This window comes from Giesbergeria giesbergeri (genome assembly GCF_054779375.1).
In genome coordinates this window covers 678,938-698,657 of the sequence record NZ_BAAGYJ010000002.1, presented here as the reverse complement: position 1 = coordinate 698,657, position 19,720 = coordinate 678,938, and the positions used below count along the sequence as shown (strand labels likewise).

Here is a 19,720-nt window from a genome sequence, read left to right as displayed (position 1 = left end):
TCTGTCGCAATGGCAGGCCGGACGGGTGGCTTATTTGCTCTCGCTGCTGCCCAGTTGGGCCAACGCAGCATCGCCGCCCAAAGATAACAAACCCGATTGGGCATAAATGCCCAGCTTGCCGCGCGTATCCACAATGTCCAAGTTGCGCATGGTCAGTTGGCCGATACGGTCTAGCGGGCTAAACGGCGCATCTTCTACCTTTTCCATGCTCAGGCGCTCGGGGTGGTAGGTCAGGTTGGGCGATTCGGTGTTGAGAATCGAGTAATCATTGCCCCGGCGCAGTTCCAGCGTGACCGTGCCGGTGATGGCGCGGGCCACCCAGCGTTGTGCAGTTTCGCGCAGCATGATGGCTTGGGGGTCAAACCAGCGGCCTTGGTACAGCAGGCGGCCCAGTTTCAGGCCATTCATGCGGTATTGCTCGATGGTGTCTTCGTTGTGGATGCCGGTGACCAAACGCTCATAAGCAATGTGCAACAGCGCCAAACCGGGGGCTTCGTAGATGCCACGGCTCTTGGCCTCGATGATGCGGTTCTCGATTTGGTCGCTCATGCCTAAACCGTGGCGGCCACCGATGCGGTTGGCTTCCAAAATCAGCTCTACCGGGTCGTTGAACTCGACACCATTGAGCGCCACTGGTTGGCCTTCTTCAAAGCGTACCGACACTTCTTCGGCCTTGACCACCACATCGTCTTTCCAGAACGCCACGCCCATGATCGGGTTGACAATGCGGATGCCGCTGTTCAAAAACTCCAGGTCTTTGGCCTCGTGCGTAGCGCCGAGCATATTACTGTCGGTGCTGTAGGCTTTTTCGGCGCTCATCTTGTAGCCAAAGCCTTCTTTCTGCATAAAGGCCGACATTTCGGCCCGGCCACCCAGCTCGTCAATAAATAATTGATCCAGCCAAGGCTTGTAAATTTTCAACGCCGGATTGGTCAGCAAGCCGTAGCGGTAAAAACGCTCAATGTCGTTGCCCTTGAAGGTGGAGCCATCGCCCCAGATGTGGACATCATCTTCCTTCATGGCTGCCACCAACATGGTGCCCGTGACGGCGCGGCCCAGCGGGGTGGTGTTGAAGTAGGTGATACCAGCAGTGCTGATATGGAAAGCACCGGCTTGCAATGCGGCAATGCCTTCGTGTGCTAGTTGGGTGCGGCAGTCAATCAAGCGGGCTTTTTCTGCGCCATATTCCATCGCCTTGCGCGGAATGGCATCGTAATCGGGCTCGTCCGGCTGGCCCAGATTGGCGGTGTAAGCATAGGGCAGAGCGCCCTTGTTTTTCATCCAGCGCAGTGCAGCACTGGTGTCTAAACCGCCAGAAAAAGCAATACCGACCTTTTGGCCGATAGGAAGGTTTTGGAGAATGGTGGCCATAGGCTCAAATCCTGTCGATAAAAAGGGTTTAGCCGAAATGGCAGATGTAGTGATAAGCCTCAGTGACGCGAATCTCGAAGCTGGAATGGCCCGGCACGCTGAATTGCTGTCCGGCGGTGCTTTGTAGCCAAGTGTCGCTGCCTGCGAGTTTGTATTCGCAGCTGCCTGCCACACACTCCATGATTTCGGGGGCGCCCGTGTTGAAGGTCAAGGTCGAGGGCAGCACCACCCCGACCGATTTTTTTGTGCCATCGGCAAAAGTAATGCCGTGGCTAACGCACTTGCCGTCAAAGTAGACATTGGCTTGGGTGGAAACGGTAACGTTATCGATTTTTTCGGTAGTCATGCGCAGAGAGGATCAGAGGGTAAACCGGCAATTTTAGGCCGCTCACCCACGGCCCAAGATGCTGATGGGTAAAAAAGCCGCACGCCCGGACGGCTGCCTTGCGTGTAACAGCGTGGGGTTTAACGCCAGTCCTCGCGGTGGTGACGATAGTGGGGACGTGGCGGTGGTGGCGGCGGGTAATACTCACGCTGGCGGTTGTATTCAATCACGGTCACAGGGGGTTGGATAACCACGGACTCCAGCGGCATGGGCTCCTCTGGGTAGCTGCGGCTCACCACCCGACCGGGTTGGCTAGGACTGTCTGGCACAGTGGAGTACACCCGCCCGTGGCGCCGGTCGGCCACAGGTTGCACGCTGATCGGAATCCACCCCCCCGGATCGCGTTCGGTACGGGTGGTGTATTGGCGGCCCGCGTATTCATACACCACGGTGTAACCGACAGTGCGGTTTTCATAAAAAGTTTCTGTGCTGCATCGCTGCACGTCTTGGTATGCGGGGCGCCCTTGGCCCTCAATTTGATTGCCCAGCAAAGCGCCACCAATGACGCCAATCGCGGTGGCTGCTGCTCGTCCACTGCCACCGCCAATGGCATTACCAGCGGCACCTCCAGCAATGGCCCCCAACACAGCCCCACCACCACTGGTGCGTGGGCCGGTGTAAACCGTCTCGTCTTGGCACACCTGTTGCGGCACGGCCACTTGTTGCACGATGGGGGTAGATGAAATCACGCGCGCTTGCTCTTGCGCCAGTGCCAATCCAGCCATGCTGAACAGGCTTGCCAGCAGTACCAGTTGTTTCATGAAAATTCCTTTCAGTCCGTTCAGTCTTTTAACGTTCCAAGTACAAGAGTGGTTACTGTGCTTGGTGGTAAAACTGCGTAAAGAAACGCTGGCCTTGGGGCATTGGTGTCACTGCCCGGTCAGACCAGCCGTTGTTCCCATTGCTGGGGATCAAAACCCACCATGATTTCCGTGGTTTCGCCCTGTTGCCATTCAATCACTGGGCGTTTGATGGCGCTGCTGTGTTCCAACAGTAGTGTGCTTGCGCTGGCCGCGTCACCAACGGTGCTTTGGAGTGCAGGATCGAGTTTGCGCCAAGTGGTTCCTTGACGGTTGAGCAGGCGCTCCCAGCCTACGGCAGTCATCCATGCTGAGAGTCGCTCGGCGGGCACGCCCTGTTTCTTGAAATCATGAAACTGGTAGGCCAGACCTTGCATCGCCAGCCAAGCACGGGCCTTTTTGACCGTGTCGCAATGGGCAATGCCATAGAGAGTGATGTCGGTAGTACGCATGACCACATCATGCGCCACTGTAGCCTGGGCGACAATAGCGGTCTGTATGCACACCAAAATCCACACCCTTGAAGGCTGGCTGGCGCATTGCGAGCGCCTGCATCCGCAACATATCGATATGGGCCTGGAGCGCGTGCGGGAAGTCTCCCGCCGCATGGGCCTGCGTTTTGACTGTCCTGTCATCACCGTGGCCGGCACCAACGGCAAAGGCTCCACCTGCGCCATGATGGAAGCCGTTGCCTTGCAGGCAGGTTGGCGCACGGGGGTTTACACCTCGCCACACCTGGTGCATTTTGAGGAGCGTTGCCGTATCCACGGCGACATCGTGCAAGCGGCCGATTTGTTGCCACATTTTGAGGCCGTAGAAAACGCGCGCACGCAAAATGGCAACGAGGTCTCACTCAGCTATTTTGAGTTCACTACGTTGGCTATTTTGCGCTTGATGAGCCACTCATTGCTGGATATTGCCATTCTCGAGGTGGGGCTGGGTGGGCGCTTAGACGCTACCAATATCATCGATGCAGACTGCGCCATCATCACCAGCATCGACATTGATCACACCGAATACCTTGGCCCCGACCGCGAAACCATAGGCCGTGAAAAAGCGGGCATCATGCGTACTGGGCGGCCTGTGGTTGTGAGCGACCCTGTGCCACCGCAAAGCGTTATCGACCACGCCCGTGAAATCGGTGCTGACCTGTGGCGTTTTGGCCATGACTTCAACTATGCTGGCGACAAACAGCAATGGGCTTGGAGTGGGCGTGGGCGCCGTTATGCCGGATTGGCCTATCCGGCCCTGCGCGGGGCTAACCAGCTGGTGAATGCTTCGGGTGCCTTGGCCGCCCTAGAGGCGCTGCGCGACCGCATCCCCGTGACGGCACAGGCAGTGCGCAATGGCTTGTCAATGGTCGGACTGCCAGGGCGTTTTCAGATCGTGCCTGGACAGCCCACGCTGGTGCTGGATGTGGCACACAATCCGCATTCTGTAGCGGCACTCACAGCCAATTTGGATGCGATGGGTTATTTCCCCACTACCCATGCTGTTTTTGGTGCGATGGCTGACAAAGACCTCAATCCAATGTTGGCAAAAGTGGAGCCTCTGATTGACCGTTGGTATTTCACAGACCTGCCCACACCACGCGCCGACTCGGCTGCCAACCTGCAACAAAAGTGGAACGCCTTACAAATTGTGGCCGGTGGACGCCGTGAAGTGCCGACCAGCACCCATGCCAACCCACAGGTTGCACTGAAGGCAGCGGTCGCGGCAGCAGACCCCGCTGATAGAATCGTCGTCTTTGGCTCCTTCTATACGGTCGGTGCTGTTTTGCAAAATGGTACGCCCCGTTTGCAAGCCAAACATCTGGACACTTGATGTCCGCCCCGTGGTTGCTTACTCATGGCATTTTTCAAGTTTCGGTGGCCTACTTCATCTGCTGCCAGTGACACGGCAATGCGGCCCTCGCGCGCTCCCCGTGCCGAGAGCATTGATGTCATGCGTCGGCGTGCCCGACACCGCCTGATTGGTGCAGCCGTCTTGGTGCTGCTGGGCGTGATCGGCTTTCCCATGCTGTTTGACACGCAGCCACGGCCCATTCCTGTCGATATCCCCATCGAGGTGCCAGACCGCAATAAAGTGGCGCCTCTGGTGGTTCCTGCCGATGGCTCCTCTGAAGGCACTACTGTGGCGGCCAACGCGGCTGCTAGCTTAGGTGCGGGCGAACAGGTGTTGAGCGCCAATCCTATGGCGCCTGCACTACCCGGATTGCCCGGAATGGGTGTGCCCGCCAAATCGGCACTCAAACCAGAAACCAAGCCCGAGCCCAAGCCTGACCCCAAACCACCCAAGCCCGAGCCTAAACCCGAGTTGAAGCCCCCTAAACCTGAGCCAAAACCCGAGCCTAAGCCTGAGCCTAAACCACCCAAGCCCGAGCCAAAACCCGAAGCCAAACCAGAACCTAAGCCTGAACCCAAACCCGTACGGGTGGATGAGGCTGCGCGTGCCCGTGCTCTGTTGGAAGGGCGTGCTTTTGAGCCGTCGTCAGCATCTGCTGCCTCTGCACGTGCCGACGAAGGTAAGCGATTTACCATCCAGATCGGTGCTTTTGCCGACAGTGGAAAGGCTCTGGAAGTACGCCAGAAACTGGAAAGTGCTGGGCTCAAGGCTTACACCCAAGTGGTAGATACCAAAGATGGCAAGCGCACACGGGTGCGGGTTGGGCCTTTCACGGGGCGTGCCGATGCTGATAAGGCTGCAGGTCGTATCCGTGGCATGGGCCTGCCTGCTTCTGTTGGCGCCTCCTGACCCTCCATACTGTGATGGCCACACTGGATTGGTACGTATTGGCGGTGCTGCTAGGCTCTATGGCCTTGGGGGCTTGGCGTGGCTTGGTGTTTGAGGTGTTGTCATTGGCGGCTTGGGGGGCTGCGCTTGTGTTGGCACGCCTATTGGCTGCTGATGCTGCGTTGCATTTGCCACTGGGGCCATTGCAAGGCAGCCCCCGTTACGCCGCCAGTTTTGTGGTGGTGTTTGTTGGGGCCGCTTTTCTGTGCGGTTGGGTGGCCGCTTTAGGTCGCCAGTTGGTTCAAGCGGTAGGGTTGCGGCCCATGGACCGCTCTTTGGGGGCGTTGTTTGGTGCTGTACGGGCGGTGTTGCTATTGTTGGTGGGGACGCTGGTGATGGAGCTGTTCCAACTACAGCAGCAGCCTTGGTGGCAAGAGTCGTTCAGCACCCCGTGGCTGTCTATGGCCTTGCGGGCAGTGGCACCAGCACTGCCCATCGAATTGATCCAGAACATGTCCTGGTAAGGAATCAGGTCAAGAAATTCGTGGGGTGGTGGGGCCAATAGCCTGACCACATCCTGAAAGTATGCGGGACAACCCCGCCAAAAGATGAAAGTCAACTATGTGTGGAATCGTCGGCGTCATCAGCAACGCCCCAGTGAACCAATTGATCTATGACGCCCTGCTGCTGTTGCAGCACCGGGGGCAGGATGCAGCAGGTATCGTTACCCAGCAAGAACGCAAGTTCTTCATGCACAAGGCCAAGGGCATGGTCAAGGATGTGTTCCGCACCCGTAACATGCGTGCTTTGCCCGGCAATTGTGGCTTGGGCCAAGTGCGTTACCCCACCGCAGGCAACGCCTTTAGCGAGGAAGAAGCCCAGCCGTTCTACGTTAATGCCCCTTTTGGTATTGTGTTGGTTCACAACGGCAACCTGACCAATGCCCAGGCACTGCGTTCCGACTTGTTTAACACCGATCACCGCCACATCAACACCGAGAGCGACTCCGAGGTGCTGCTCAATGTGTTGGCCGATGAGGTGGACAAAGCCACACGCGGCAAGGCACTGGATGTGCAGGATGTATTTGCCGCTGTGGCAGCGGTGCATAAGCGCATCCGTGGCTCTTATGCAGTCATCGCCTTGATCGCTGGGCATGGTCTGCTGGCTTTCCGCGACCCCTACGGGATTCGTCCCTTGTGCATGGGCCGCAATACCGATGGCACCATCATGTTGGCTAGCGAGTCCGTGGTGCTTGAGGGCTCAGGCCATGTACTCGATCGCGATATTGCCCCCGGCGAAGCCGTGTTTATCGACTTGGCAGGCAACATCAGCAGCCAACAATGTGCCCAAGCCCCCCGTTTGCACCCCTGCATTTTTGAGTTTGTCTATCTGGCCCGACCTGATTCGGTACTCGACGGCATCTCGGTCTACCAAGCCCGCCTCAACTTGGGCGAAACCTTGGCCAAACGCGTGGTCTCTGCGGTGCCACCCAGCCAAATCGATGTGGTTATTCCCATCCCTGAATCCAGCCGCCCCAGTGCCATGCAGTTGGCACAGTTGCTGGGCTTGCCGTACCGCGAAGGCTTTGTCAAAAATCGCTATGTGGGCCGTACCTTCATCATGCCAGGCCAAGGCGTGCGCAAGAAATCAGTGCGACAAAAGCTCAATGTGATTGGCAGCGAGTTCAAGGGCCGCAATGTGCTGCTGGTCGATGACTCCATTGTGCGCGGCACCACCAGCCGCGAAATCGTGCAAATGGCGCGCGAAGCTGGGGCCAACAAGGTTTACATGGCCAGTGCTGCCCCGCCGGTGCGTTATCCCAACGTCTATGGCATCGATATGCCCACCAGCAGCGAACTGGTCGCTCACGACCGCACGATTGAGCAGGTGCGTGAACTCATCGGCTGCGATGCCCTGATTTACCAAGATGTCGATGCCATGAAGCAGGCCGTGGCCTGCCTGCGCGCTGATTTGGACGGTTTTGATGCCTCTTGCTTTGATGGTATTTATGTCACGGGTGACATCACCTTGGCCGATATTGAGCGCCTGAACGACGAGCGTCCCACCACCCAAGAAGATGACGAAGATACCTCGCGTCTGTCGCTGCCCAATGCGCGGCGCACCTAAATTGGCCGCTCCATTTGCTGTCTCAAGGCCCAGACCATGAATCCAGAACTACTGGCTAGCCTGCACCCCGACACCTTGGCCGTGCGCCAAGCGATGCCGCGCAGCGCCTACGGCGAACATTCCGAAGCCCTCTACCTCACCAGCAGCTTTGTGCAGCCCGATGCGGCCACCGCAGCGCGTCGCTTTGCAGGCGAAGAAGAAGGCTATACCTACTCACGCACCTCCAACCCCACTGTCAGCAGCTTCGAGCGCCGTCTGGCTGCTTTAGAAGGCACCGAAAGTGCCATCGGCACCGCCAGTGGCATGTCGGCCATTTTGCTGATGTGCATGGCACTGCTCAAGGCGGGTGACCACGTCATCTGCTCGCAATCCATGTTTGGCTCCACCATCAACCTGATTGGCAAAGAGCTAGCCCGGTTTGGCGTGCAATCGAGCTTCGTCGCCCAAACCGATGCCACCGCCTGGCAAGCGGCGCTGCGGCCCGAAACCCGGCTCATGTTTGCCGAAACCCCCACCAATCCTTTAACGGATTTGTGCGATATCCGGGCTTTGGCCGACATCGCCCATGCTGCCGGGGTGCTGCTGGCGGTGGACAACTGCTTTGCCTCGCCCGCTTTGCAGCAACCGGCCAAGTTGGGGGCTGATCTGGTCATCCATTCCGGCACTAAATTCTTAGATGGTCAAGGCCGCGTCATGGCCGGTGCCGTCTGTGGCCCCCGCGCCTTGATTGATGACAAACTAGCCCCCCTGATTCGCAGTGCGGGCATGAACCTGTCGCCCTTCAATGCTTGGGTAGTGCTCAAAGGCATGGAAACCCTGTCCTTGCGCGTCAAGGCACAAAGCGCCAATGCCTTGGCCTTGGCGCAGTGGTTAGAGCAGCAGCCGCAAGTCGCGCGGGTCTATTACCCCGGTTTGGCTTCGCATCCACAGCACGATTTAGCAATGCGCCAACAATCGGGCTTGGGCGGTGCCGTGTTGTCGTTCGATGTACGTGCTACCAGCCCCGAAGAGGGCCGCACTCGTGCCTTTCATGTGATTGACAGCACCCAAGTGTGCAGTATCACCGCCAATTTGGGCGATACCAAAACCACCATCACCCACCCGGCCAGCACCTCGCATGGCCGCCTGACGGAAGCCCAACGCCAAGCCGCAGGCTTAGGCCAAGGTTTGATTCGCGTGGCCGTGGGTTTAGAACATATTGACGACTTGAAAGCCGACCTTGCGCGCGGCCTGGACACCCTGCCATGACTGAACAGACCCCCTCCACCCCTGCCCGTCGGGTGCGTACCCGCTTTGCCCCCTCGCCCACCGGCTTTATCCATCTGGGCAATATCCGTTCGGCGCTCTACCCTTGGGCTTTTGCCCGCGCCACCGGCGGTGATTTCATTTTGCGCATTGAAGACACCGACCTAGAGCGTTCTACCCAAGCGGCGGTCGATGTCATTCTGGAAGGCATGGACTGGCTCGGCATGAACCCCGACGAAGGCCCGTTCTACCAAATGCAGCGCATGGCGCGCTACAAAGAAGTGCTGGCCCAATTGCAAGCCGCTGGCCATGTTTATCCCTGCTATATGAGCGTGGCCGAACTCGATGCCCTGCGCGAGCGCCAGATGGCCGCCAAAGAAAAGCCGCGTTACAACGGCACTTGGCGGCCCGAGTCGGGCAAAGTGCTGCCCCCCGTGCCTGAAGGTGTGCAACCGGTGTTGCGCTTCAAAAATCCGAAAGACGGCGTAGTGGCTTGGGATGACAAAGTCAAAGGCCGCATCGAAATCCGCAATGACGAGTTGGATGATTTGGTGATTGCCCGCCCCGATGGCACACCCACCTACAACTTCTGCGTCGTGGTCGATGACATCGATATGGCAATTACCCATGTGATTCGGGGCGATGACCATGTCAACAACACCCCGCGCCAAATCAACATCTTCCAAGCCTTAGGCCAAGAGCCGCCGGTCTATGCCCACTTGCCCACCGTGCTGAACGAGCAGGGCGAGAAGATGAGCAAGCGCAACGGGGCTAAACCCGTCACGCAATACCGTGACGAAGGCTACTTGCCCGACGCCATGATCAACTATCTAGCCCGTTTGGGTTGGAGCCACGGCGACGACGAAATTTTTAGCCGCCAGCAATTCCTAGAGTGGTTCGATTTAGACCACCTGGGCCGCAGTGCCGCTCAGTTTGACGAGGCCAAGCTGCGTTGGGTGAATGCCCAACACCTGAAAGCCATGAGCGATGAAGCCTTAGCCGCTTTGGTAGCGCCACAACTGCAAAAGCGCGGTATTGCTGCTGCCGACTTAGCCGATGGCCGTCTGCCACGCATCTGTGCTTTGTTCAAAGACCGCTGCGACACCACGGTGGCTCTGGCCGATTGGGCGTTTGTGTTTTATACCGACACCATTAGTCCTGATGCCCAAGAGCTGCAAAAACATCTCACAGTGGCGATTGAACCGGCGCTAGATGCGTTGGTAACAGCGTTTCAGTCCTGCGATTGGGAAAAATCGGTGATTGCAGGGGTCTTTAAGCAGGTACTGACTGAAAAAGGGCTTAAAATGCCGCACTTGGCCATGCCGGTGCGTGTGTTGACTGTGGGTACTGCCCACACACCATCTGTCGACGCAGTACTCGAATTGGTTGGAAAAGAAAAAGTTTTGGCAAGATTGCAAAGTCGCTAAAAATTGTTCTATAATTCAAGTCTCAGTTAAACGCAGTAAGCAAATAAAAAATGCTTGTTGCAGGTTGTGGGGGTATAGCTCAGCTGGGAGAGCGCTTGCATGGCATGCAAGAGGTCAGCAGTTCGATCCTGCTTATCTCCACCAAGTTTTTCTGATGGATTAGTTCCAAGGTTTTGACCCTATCGTCTAGAGGCCTAGGACATCACCCTTTCACGGTGAGTACCGGGGTTCGAATCCCCGTAGGGTCGCCAAGTTTTAGCACTTGGCTTGTAGCTCAGTTACAAGCAAACGCTAACTGCCAGGAGTGGTAGTTCAGTTGGTTAGAATACCGGCCTGTCACGCCGGGGGTCGCGGGTTCGAGTCCCGTCCACTCCGCCAGTATTTTTGGGGGTATAGCTCAGCTGGGAGAGCGCTTGCATGGCATGCAAGAGGTCAGCAGTTCGATCCTGCTTATCTCCACCAAGTTTTCGGATTAGTTCCAGGTTTTGACCCTATCGTCTAGAGGCCTAGGACATCACCCTTTCACGGTGAGTACCGGGGTTCGAATCCCCGTAGGGTCGCCAAGTTATAGCACTTGGCTTGTAGTAAAAATGCAAGTAAAGCTATCTACCAGGAGTGGTAGTTCAGTTGGTTAGAATACCGGCCTGTCACGCCGGGGGTCGCGGGTTCGAGCCCCGTCCACTCCGCCAAAATTAAAAGCCCTATCAGTTCGCTGGTAGGGCTTTTTGGTTTTTTCAGCTCTGTACCCCACACCATCCTCTGTATAGCAAGCGCACACAGAGGATGATAAAAGAGTCGTTTTGTGGTGGGCTCAACGGGGTGGCATACGAATCGCACCGTCCAAGCGGATCACTTCGCCGTTGAGCATGTCATTTTCCAGAATATGTTGTACCAACTTAGCGTAGTCCTGCGGCGTACCCAACCGGCTAGGAAAGGGGACGCCCGCAGCCAAGCTATCTTGTACCGCTTGGGGCATGCCAAAAATCATGGGAGTGCCAAAAATACCGGGGGCAATGGTCATGTTGCGAATACCATTGCGGGCCAAATCACGGGCAATAGGTAAGGTCATGCCCACAATACCGCCCTTAGAGGCGCTGTAAGCAGCTTGGCCCATTTGTCCATCATAGGCGGCAATGCTGGCGGTGGAGATCAATACGCCACGCTCACCCGTGCTGGCAGTAGGTTCGTTCTGGCACATAGCTTCAGCAGCCAAACGTAGCATGTTAAAGGTGCCAATCAGATTGATTTGGATGGTCTTGTTGAATCCTGCCAGACTGTGCGCGCCTTGTTTGCCCACCATTTTTTCTGCTGGTGCCACACCAGCACAATTGACCAGCCCCGACAAGCGCCCCAGTGCCACAGCTTGGGCCACTACAGCTTGTCCATCGGCTTCTTGGCTCACATCGCAGCGCATAAAAGTAGCACCAATCTCTTGGGCTAACAGTTCACCTTTATCGACCTGAACATCGGCAATTACCACCTTGCCGCCCTGCGCCGCTAGCATTCGGGCGGTACCTTCACCCAACCCTGAAGCTCCTCCGGTCACGATAAAGACATTGTTTTTGATTTCCATTGCTTGTCTCCTTGGTTTAACGTTGACGTAAACGTAAATTATGCCTTGCAGTTACGCAGGACGGGGCATCAGGTCGGTGAAGAACTGATGCGTGTCTGGCATGTGAGAGCCAAAGAGCTACTGGGTTGGAGGCGGTGGATGCTGGAGACGCACGCTTATTGGGTAGGGGTTGAAAAAATACCCCATCGTATGCAAAGCACCCAATCTCCCCAGCTTGATGGCTTGAATAGAATGCAAAAAGACAAAAAACCCCAGTAAGTCAATGACTTACTGGGGTAACTTTGTACTTTAGCGAACAGTGGCGAACCACTGAAAACTTATCTGTGGCGGAGAGGGCGGGATTCGAACCCGCGGTGGGGATTAGCCCACACACGCTTTCCAGGCGTGCGACTTAAACCGCTCATCCACCTCTCCGTGAGCCTCTCATTATAGCGATGAATTTCTACAATTCAGAAGCCATGAGAAATAAATATAAGTTCTGTGGTTTCTTAGGCAGAGCGTTCAACTTGCACCATCTTCATTGCCGAACCAATCAGTGCAGATACCTCAGTCATGTTGCTGGGCACAATCAAGGTGGTGGTGGCATCTTGTGCTACTTTGCCATAGGCCTCCACGGCCTTTTCGGCCACTTTGAGTTGTACGGCCTGCTCGCCACCGGGTTGACGAATGGCGGTTGCCACCCGTTCAATCGCTTGTGCTGAAGCTGACGCCAGTGTCATGATGGCGGTGGCTTCACCTTGGGCTTTGTTAATGACCGCTTGTTTGTCACCTTCTGAGCGGGCAATGGAGGCTTCTCGTTCGCCGGTGGCAATGTTGATCTGTTCTTGGCGTCGGCCTTCAGAGGCAGCGATCAAGGCCCGTTTTTCACGTTCTGCAGTGATTTGGGCCTGCATGGCGTGCAAAATTTCTTTGGGTGGTGTCAGGTCTTTGATTTCGTAGCGCAGCACTTTAACCCCCCAGTTGAGTGCAGCCTCGTCAATCGCTTGCACCACTTGGGCATTGATGATGTCGCGCTCTTCAAAGGTTTTGTCCAGCTCCAGCTTGCCAATCACGCTGCGCAGGCTGGTTTGCGCCAGTTGTGTGACGGCCATGATGTAGTTGGATGAGCCGTAGCTGGCACGCATTGGGTCGGTGACCTGAAAATACAGGATGCCATCCACCTGCAACTGCGTGTTGTCGCGGGTAATGCAGATTTGGCTGGGCACATCCAGCGGAATTTCCTTCAAGCTGTGTTTGTAGGCGACCTTCTCGACAAAAGGCATCAAAAAATTCAGCCCTGGAGTGAGGGTGCCAGCGTACTTGCCCAGCCGTTCTTTCACCCAAGCGTTTTGTTGTGGAACCACTTTCACTGCGTGTGCGGTAAAAATCACGGCAATGACAAACACGATGATGGCGATTTCCATGATAGGCCTTTCTGCGGAGATGGAAAAAAACAGGCACAAGCATTACACCGGATCCACCAACAGGCGGCTGCCCACCAGTTCTGCTACTCGGTGTGCGCCAGTGCGTGGCGTGGTGCCTGGGCGGTGAATGGCTGTCCATTGTGCGCCCCGATAACGCACCAGTGCGGTACCGTCTGCATTCCAGCCTTCAATATGTACCACTTCGCCAATGTCCAGATTGACGCTGCGATCTGAGCGGGGCGATGGATCACCCGGACGCCTGCGCCGGTACCATTGGCACAGCACCACGGCTCCGCCTCCTACTATTGCAGCCGACATGATCTGCACCGCTTGGCCAAGACCCCAATGGGCTGCCAATGCTCCAGCTGTTGCTCCCAACGCCAGCATCAGCAAATAAAAAGTGCCCGTTAGCAATTCGGCTATCACAATGGCACCAGCCAACAGCCACCAGAGTGTGGAATCATCCAAGGTCACAGGGTCCTCGCTTTCAGATCAATCGGCACTACGACATATTCTGGGACATTAACAGTCTGCGTCATGGCACGGACAAAGTTATTCCTTACACTTCGCGCCTATTTTCTTTTTTAGGGCACTGCGCCCTTGAACCCCTACCTACAGAGGTTGCGCATGAAATTTCGCTTTCCCATCATCATCATCGATGAAGACTACCGTTCGGAGAATACTTCGGGTTTGGGCATTCGTGCGCTGGCCCAAGCCATTGAGGCAGAGGGGTTTGATGTTGTGGGTGTGACCAGTTATGGTGATCTGAGTCAGTTTGCCCAGCAGCAGAGCCGTGCCAGTGCCTTCATTTTGTCGATTGACGATGAAGAGTTCACCTTGGGCTCGGGTTTAGACCCGATTGTGCTGAGCTTGCGGACTTTCATTGAGGAGGTGCGACGAAAAAATGCGGATGTGCCCATCTATGTGCATGGTGAGACCAAAACCAGCCGCCACTTGCCCAATGACATTTTGCGTGAGTTGCATGGCTTCATTCACATGTTTGAGGACACCCCTGAATTTGTGGCTAAGCACATTGTGCGTGAAGCCAAGAGCTATCTGGAGGGCATCCAGCCCCCATTCTTCAAGGCGTTGCTCGACTACGCCGAAGACGGCTCTTATTCTTGGCACTGTCCGGGTCACTCAGGGGGCGTTGCCTTTCTGAAAAGCCCGGTGGGCCAGATGTACCACCAGTTTTACGGTGAGAACATGCTGCGCGCCGATGTGTGTAATGCGGTTGAAGAGCTGGGTCAATTGCTCGATCACAATGGTGCGATTGGCGAGAGCGAGCGCAATGCTGCCCGTATTTTTAATGCCGACCATTGCTTTTTTGTGACCAATGGCACGTCCACGTCCAACAAGATTGTCTGGCACCACACGGTGGCCCCCGGCGATGTGGTGGTGGTCGATCGCAATTGCCACAAGTCGGTGTTGCACAGCATCATCATGACGGGGGCTATTCCGGTATTCTTGAAGCCCACACGCAACCACTTTGGCATCATTGGCCCAATTCCGCAAAGCGAATTCGAGCCAGAAACCATCCAGGAAAAAATCCGCGCCAATCCGTTGCTCAAAGGCGTGGATGCCAGCAAAGTCAAGCCACGGGTGCTGACGCTCACACAATCGACCTACGATGGTGTGCTCTACAACACTGAAACCATCAAGACGATGCTAGATGGCTATGTAGACAACCTGCACTTTGACGAAGCTTGGCTACCCCATGCGGCCTTCCACCCCTTCTATGGTACTTACCATGCGATGGGCAAGAAGCGCGCCCGGCCTCAACATTCGGTGGTCTATGCCACCCAGTCTATCCACAAACTGTTGGCTGGTATCAGTCAGGCCAGCCATGTGTTGGTGCAAGAGTCGCAATCCACGCCGCTGGATCGCCATTTGTTCAATGAAGCCTATCTGATGCACACCAGCACCAGCCCGCAGTACAGCATCATTGCCAGTTGCGATGTGGCAGCTGCCATGATGGAGCCGCCTGGCGGCACTGCCTTGGTGGAAGAGAGCATTCTGGAAGCCCTCGACTTCCGCCGGGCTATGCGCAAGGTAGAAGAGGAGTTTGGCAAGAACGACTGGTGGTTCAAGGTCTGGGGGCCAGAAAAGTTGGTGGATGAGGGCGTGGGCCGTGCCGAGAGCTGGATCATCCGCAACGATGGCAAAGGTAAAGGCAAGAAGAACGACAGCAAGTGGCACGGCTTTGGCCCGCTGGCCGATGGCTTCAATATGCTAGACCCGATCAAATCCACCATCGTGACTCCGGGCCTCAATTTGGATGGCGAGTTTGACAAGACGGGGATTCCGGCCTCTATCGTTACCAAATACTTGGCCGAACATGGCGTGGTGGTAGAAAAGACCGGCCTGTATTCGTTCTTTATCATGTTCACCATCGGTATCACCAAGGGCCGCTGGAACACGATGTTGACGGCCTTGCAGCAGTTCAAGGACGATTACGAAAAGAACCAGCCCATGTGGCGCATCTTGCCCGAGTTCTGCCAGCAGCACAAAGTGTATGAACGCATGGGTCTGCGTGATTTGTGCCAGCATGTTCATGAGATGTACGCCAAGTACGACATTGCCCGCTTGACTACCGAGATGTATCTCTCGGATCTCAAACCGGCCATGAAACCTTCGGATGCTTATGCCCACATTGCCCACCGCACCACTGAGCGTGTGGCGATTGATGACTTAGAGGGGCGCATCACGGTAGGCTTGGTCACACCTTATCCACCGGGCATTCCACTCTTGATTCCTGGTGAAGTGTTTAACAAGAAAATCGTGGACTACCTCAAGTTTGCCCGCGAGTTTGCCAAGATTTGTCCCGGTTTTGAGACCGACATTCATGGTCTGGTCGAGGTAGAAGGCAACGATGGGGTTGTGCGTTACTACGCTGATTGCGTGGCGCAATAGAGAGGGGTTGGTTGCCGGAGTGCCTGATGAACAGGCACTCCACAGCCAAGCACCGTTGGTGACTGGTGTTTATTCTGTTTCTTCAAATACCAGGGCAGGCCGGGACATGACTCGGGCCACTTCAGACAGCCCACCAATCAATTGGTGGGTGAAGTAACTGTGGCCTGTATCAGGCTCTAAAGCTGCCGTGACCAGATTGGCCAAGGGTTGACTCAATGAGACGTAATAGCTACCCACGGGCACGTCCAATGCACTGCGCACCAGCACCATTGGTGCTTGGTTGGTTTGCACCGAGGTATTGCCCGAGGCTGTGAAAGTCTCTGCTACCACGCCGCCAGGCTCGGCCACACGCAGCACCTGCACCCCCAGCAGACGTAAACGCTCCACAGCATCTGCGGCACCAGGGGCCAGCCAATAGCCACAAGGCCTTGTTCGCGTCTGTACGGTGCGTGGTTGTAGCGATGACTCCCAAGTGACACGCTGTGTGCGTATAGCCCCGGTGGCAGATTCTAGGAAGGTTACATCACGGCTTTCAGGCACCGTGGCGGTCTCTAGCACCAGTCGATCGCGGCAAGCCTGTGCCATGCTGTCGCGGACGACAAAAGAGCGCACCTGTTCTAAACTGGCCGCACGTTCTGCCGTGGTGCGCAAAGCACTGCTGATGGCTGTGACTTGGGCATGGACACGCCGCTGAAGGTGGGCTCGTCCTAAACCAATGCCACGCGTCACGACAACGGCACTGACCGCCTGTTTGAGTCCGTTGGCATTGCGGCTGGTGTCTGGCGTGGCAGCACCCATGACCAGTCGGGCCTGGCCTTGTTCACCCGAGGGCGTGTGATACCAGTCGCTGCGCAGAGCTTGTGCCTGTAGGGCACTGACCTGTGCTGTGTGATACCACTCACGGGACGCTTTAGATAAGAACTCAGGTGTGCCCGCTGCATTGGCATATTGCAACAGCACATCATTGTGTGCCAGTGCATTGAATTGCGACAAATAACGCCCTGCTGGGTTGTATTCATGGGCATCTAACACCAGGGTGGGGCGAAAGTCACGCACCAACAACGCCAATGCCCGCGCTTCGGGTGTTTGCAACAGCAGGTGATCGTGGTTCAAATCCACACCATTGGCCGTGTTTCTCTGACCAGATTGGGCTCCGTCGGGATTAGCACGCGGTACCAACACGACATTGATTTTGTCCAGCAATGGAGCCAGTTGTCCCGTGGACAACTCCTGTGCCAAAACCAGCAAGGCTTCGCTGCCCGCTGGCTCATCGCCATGTTGCTGTGCCAGTAGCAACACCGTAGGACGCTTACTGGCTATCAGACTGTCTGGGGCGGTGCTGGGTACTCTGGTCAGAAGCAGGGCATAGATGGGCTTGCCCTGCTGTGAGGTGCCAGGCGTTAACAAGACGGCCTGCGTCCCTCCTGGCAGGGGTGCCGTTGCCAATTGGTGCAACCATTGGGCCAGTTCGGGATTGCTGGTGAATGTTTGCCGTTGTGGCGCCAGTCCTGGCGTGAGGTAACTCTGGGCTGGCTCGGGAAAATGTACGGCCAGCGCAGGGGCTCCGAGGCCATTGGTTGCCATCGCCGCAGCAGGTGGCGTTGCCGATGGGGGCAAGGCCGCTGCCACCGTGGCTGCCCCCGAAGGGGGCGGCAATTTGGCTGGGGACGCCTTGAAAGGGTTAGACCATGGTGGCAATGGGGTCGTAGTGGCACAGCCCGCCAACAGGGTTGCCAGCCACAGGGCTTGTGCTCGCAGTAGGATCATGGTGTGTACAAAGTGGAGCCAGAAAGGGCCTTGTGATATTACTACCGCTTGATGATGGCAATACCCAAGAGGCCGCGTCCTGACCCCTGTGCGAGCACCTCAGCGGTTGAAAGAGCCACCGCGCGAACCACCGCCACCACCACTGCGGGAGCCACCGCGCCCGCCACCACCACCGTAGCCGCCACCATTGCGGAAACCACCGCCACGGCGACCGCGCTCTAGCATGCTGTCCACACTGGTACGCATGGGGTCTGGCTGGCCCGATGGCCCAGAACCACGGCTAGAGGGCATGCTGTGACCACCGTGCGTGCCCAAATGGGCATTCTCTCGTGGCGGCTGGGCATCGCTGTTGAAACGATTGCCACCACCAGTACGGCCACGTCCGGGTGCGGGGCCGCGCCCGCCAGTGTTGGGCTGATGCCCTGCGGCTGGTGCATTGCGTGGCGCCCCACGGCCACCACCGCCTGCATTGCTACGTGGGCCATTGTGGTTGCTATTTCCCGCCTTGCTGCCGCCAGTGCGTTCGCCTTGGGCTACTTTGCTGGCACGCATGCGCTCCATCATCTCCCCTCGGGCTGCCTTGGCTGCCGCCTGCATGACCTCACGGCTTGGTGGTTTGCCTGCTCCTCCCCAAATCGTTTGGCGCCCCATGGCGATGGGTTCAGCTTTCTCGCCCTCTTCGGGGCCAAAGCCCTCTATCACTTGCACCGGAATGGTTTGCTTGGTAAAGCGTTCAATGTCCATCATGAAGCCTTCTTCGTCCATGCAAACCAGGCTCACTGCTTCGCCACTGGCACCAGCACGGCCCGTACGGCCAATGCGGTGAACGTAGTCTTCGGCAACATTCGGAATTTCGTAATTGACTACATGCGGCAAGTCATCAATATCAATGCCGCGTGCTGCAATATCTGTGGCTACCAAGGCTCGGATCTCGCCGCTCTTGAACCCGGCCAGTGCCTGTGTGCGCGCACTTTGGCTTTTATTGCCGTGCAACGCCATCGCACTGACGTTGTGTTTGGTCAGAAACTCTGCCACATTGTTGGCACCGAACTTAGTGCGGGTGAACACCAACACTTGGCTCCAATTGTTCTGTTGGATGATGTGCAACAGCGCCTGCTTTTTCTTGCCGCGTCCTACAGGATGGATCACTTGGGAGATGCGCTGTACGGTGGTGTTGCGCGGCGTGACCTGAATGCTTTGTGGGTCTTTCAGCAACGTTGCTGCCAGCTCGCGGATTTCATCGCTGAAGGTGGCGGAGAACAGCAAACTTTGCTTTTCTTTGGGTACCAACGCCAAAATCTTCTTCACATCGTGGATAAAGCCCATGTCGAGCATTCGATCGGCTTCGTCCAGTACCAACACTTCCACGGTGGACAAATCCAGAAAGCCCTGCTGCTGCAAGTCCAGCAGCCGCCCTGGGGTGGCCACCAACACATCCACACCACGGCGGATACGGTCAATTTGTGGGTTCATGCCCACGCCACCAAACACTACTGTGGAGCTTAAATCCAGGTACTTGCCATACTCGCGCACCGATTCTTCTACTTGCGCGGCCAGCTCGCGGGTGGGTGTCAGTACCAGGGCACGCAGCCCTTTGTTACCAAACTTGCTTTTGGGTGCGCCACCCTGTGCAAGGCGGTGCAATAAGGGCAAAGTGAAGGCTGCTGTTTTGCCAGTGCCCGTTTGGGCACCCGCCAACAAGTCATGTCCTGCCAGTACGGCCGGGATAGCTTGGGCCTGAATAGGCGTGGGGGTATCGTAGCCTTGCTCGTGTACGGCCTTCAGAATGGCCGGGGCCAGGTTCAAATCGTCAAATGTCATGGATGTCAGACGCGCCCATCCGGGCGCCGGGTATCGACCTGTCGTGGCAACCTAAAAGCTGCCGAGCCAGTATCAGGCCGATGAGGTTCAAGGGTGGGAGCCGGCAATGGCTTGCGTCGTCCCCAGCAAACTGCTGATATTGCTCACAACTGGAG

The 19,720-nt window shown here is 56.6% G+C and carries 16 protein-coding genes and 7 tRNA genes; 13 read left to right on the top strand and 10 right to left on the bottom strand.

Features of this window, described 5'->3' with window-relative positions; genetic code table 11:
• Positions 1-30: 30 nt before the first annotated feature.
• The 4 genes from argG to ACYVB2_RS07360 all read right to left on the bottom strand — a co-directional run bounded on the left by argG (position 31) and on the right by ACYVB2_RS07360 (position 3,008).
• On the bottom strand, positions 31-1,371 hold the full coding sequence (gene argG / locus ACYVB2_RS07375) for an argininosuccinate synthase (RefSeq protein ID WP_382430021.1): 1,341 nt from the start codon (positions 1,369-1,371) through the stop codon (positions 31-33).
• A 28-nt stretch (positions 1,372-1,399) separates the two neighbouring features.
• Positions 1,400-1,717 carry a pyrimidine/purine nucleoside phosphorylase gene (ppnP, locus tag ACYVB2_RS07370; RefSeq protein WP_382430023.1) on the bottom strand — a complete coding sequence of 106 codons (318 nt, stop codon included), beginning with the start codon at positions 1,715-1,717 and terminating at the stop codon, positions 1,400-1,402.
• 119 nt (positions 1,718-1,836) lie between these two features.
• Positions 1,837-2,517 (bottom strand): glycine zipper 2TM domain-containing protein, encoded by a 681-nt coding sequence (locus ACYVB2_RS07365; RefSeq protein WP_382430025.1) that lies wholly within the window; start codon positions 2,515-2,517, stop codon positions 1,837-1,839.
• Between the two features lie 119 nt (positions 2,518-2,636).
• Entirely contained in the window at positions 2,637-3,008 is a 372-nt protein-coding gene (locus tag ACYVB2_RS07360) for an ArsC family reductase (RefSeq protein ID WP_382430027.1), read from the bottom strand.
• Between the two features lie 46 nt (positions 3,009-3,054).
• Between ACYVB2_RS07360 and folC the strand changes: the two genes are divergently transcribed.
• The 12 genes from folC to ACYVB2_RS07300 all read left to right on the top strand — a co-directional run bounded on the left by folC (position 3,055) and on the right by ACYVB2_RS07300 (position 10,777).
• Positions 3,055-4,380: a bifunctional tetrahydrofolate synthase/dihydrofolate synthase gene (gene folC, locus ACYVB2_RS07355; RefSeq protein WP_382430029.1), complete on the top strand. Its 1,326-nt coding sequence runs from the start codon at positions 3,055-3,057 to the stop codon at positions 4,378-4,380.
• Between the two features lie 24 nt (positions 4,381-4,404).
• Positions 4,405-5,310, top strand: coding sequence for an SPOR domain-containing protein (locus ACYVB2_RS07350; protein WP_382430031.1), 906 nt, complete (start codon positions 4,405-4,407; stop codon positions 5,308-5,310).
• A gap of 14 nt (positions 5,311-5,324) precedes the next feature.
• Complete coding sequence (locus ACYVB2_RS07345; RefSeq protein ID WP_382430033.1) at positions 5,325-5,813, top strand: CvpA family protein; 489 nt, start codon at positions 5,325-5,327, stop codon at positions 5,811-5,813.
• 97 nt (positions 5,814-5,910) lie between these two features.
• Complete coding sequence (gene purF / locus ACYVB2_RS07340) at positions 5,911-7,416, top strand: amidophosphoribosyltransferase (RefSeq protein ID WP_382430035.1); 1,506 nt, start codon at positions 5,911-5,913, stop codon at positions 7,414-7,416.
• A 36-nt stretch (positions 7,417-7,452) separates the two neighbouring features.
• Positions 7,453-8,664, top strand: coding sequence for an O-succinylhomoserine sulfhydrylase (locus ACYVB2_RS07335; RefSeq protein WP_382430037.1), 1,212 nt, complete (start codon positions 7,453-7,455; stop codon positions 8,662-8,664).
• The gene (gene gltX, locus ACYVB2_RS07330) at positions 8,661-10,088 is read left to right on the top strand and encodes a glutamate--tRNA ligase (protein WP_382430039.1); all 1,428 of its coding nucleotides are present in this window, start codon (positions 8,661-8,663) and stop codon (positions 10,086-10,088) included. Before ACYVB2_RS07335 ends, gltX begins: the two co-directional genes overlap by 4 nt.
• A gap of 68 nt (positions 10,089-10,156) precedes the next feature.
• Positions 10,157-10,232 (top strand) — tRNA-Ala (locus tag ACYVB2_RS07325).
• 31 nt (positions 10,233-10,263) lie between these two features.
• Positions 10,264-10,339 (top strand) — tRNA-Glu (locus ACYVB2_RS07320).
• A gap of 50 nt (positions 10,340-10,389) precedes the next feature.
• Positions 10,390-10,466: transfer RNA gene (locus tag ACYVB2_RS07315), tRNA-Asp, on the top strand.
• An 8-nt stretch (positions 10,467-10,474) separates the two neighbouring features.
• Positions 10,475-10,550: transfer RNA gene (locus tag ACYVB2_RS07310), tRNA-Ala, on the top strand.
• 25 nt (positions 10,551-10,575) lie between these two features.
• Positions 10,576-10,651: transfer RNA gene (locus tag ACYVB2_RS07305), tRNA-Glu, on the top strand.
• Between the two features lie 49 nt (positions 10,652-10,700).
• A tRNA-Asp gene (locus ACYVB2_RS07300) sits at positions 10,701-10,777 on the top strand.
• A 122-nt stretch (positions 10,778-10,899) separates the two neighbouring features.
• Here the strand turns inward: ACYVB2_RS07300 and ACYVB2_RS07295 are convergent.
• The 4 genes from ACYVB2_RS07295 to ACYVB2_RS07280 form a co-directional block, all read right to left on the bottom strand.
• Positions 10,900-11,661, bottom strand: a complete 762-nt coding sequence (locus ACYVB2_RS07295) for a 3-hydroxyacyl-CoA dehydrogenase (RefSeq protein WP_382430041.1) — start codon at positions 11,659-11,661, stop codon at positions 10,900-10,902.
• 324 nt (positions 11,662-11,985) lie between these two features.
• Positions 11,986-12,075: transfer RNA gene (locus ACYVB2_RS07290), tRNA-Ser, on the bottom strand.
• Between the two features lie 74 nt (positions 12,076-12,149).
• Positions 12,150-13,064 carry an SPFH domain-containing protein gene (locus ACYVB2_RS07285; RefSeq protein ID WP_382430043.1) on the bottom strand — a complete coding sequence of 305 codons (915 nt, stop codon included), beginning with the start codon at positions 13,062-13,064 and terminating at the stop codon, positions 12,150-12,152.
• 42 nt (positions 13,065-13,106) lie between these two features.
• A complete protein-coding gene (locus tag ACYVB2_RS07280) occupies positions 13,107-13,532 on the bottom strand; it encodes an NfeD family protein (RefSeq protein ID WP_382430045.1) in 426 nt (141 codons plus the stop codon).
• A 159-nt stretch (positions 13,533-13,691) separates the two neighbouring features.
• Between ACYVB2_RS07280 and ACYVB2_RS07275 the strand changes: the two genes are divergently transcribed.
• A complete protein-coding gene (locus ACYVB2_RS07275; protein WP_382430047.1) occupies positions 13,692-15,977 on the top strand; it encodes an Orn/Lys/Arg family decarboxylase in 2,286 nt (761 codons plus the stop codon).
• Positions 15,978-16,046: 69 nt separating this feature from the next.
• On the opposite strand, the gene ACYVB2_RS07270 is transcribed toward ACYVB2_RS07275, so the two are convergent.
• Together ACYVB2_RS07270 and ACYVB2_RS07265 are read right to left on the bottom strand one after the other, a co-directional pair.
• Positions 16,047-17,744, bottom strand: a complete 1,698-nt coding sequence (locus ACYVB2_RS07270) for a M14 family metallopeptidase (protein WP_382430049.1) — start codon at positions 17,742-17,744, stop codon at positions 16,047-16,049.
• Between the two features lie 99 nt (positions 17,745-17,843).
• A complete protein-coding gene (locus ACYVB2_RS07265; protein WP_382430051.1) occupies positions 17,844-19,565 on the bottom strand; it encodes a DEAD/DEAH box helicase in 1,722 nt (573 codons plus the stop codon).
• Between the last annotated feature and the right edge of the window lie 155 nt (positions 19,566-19,720).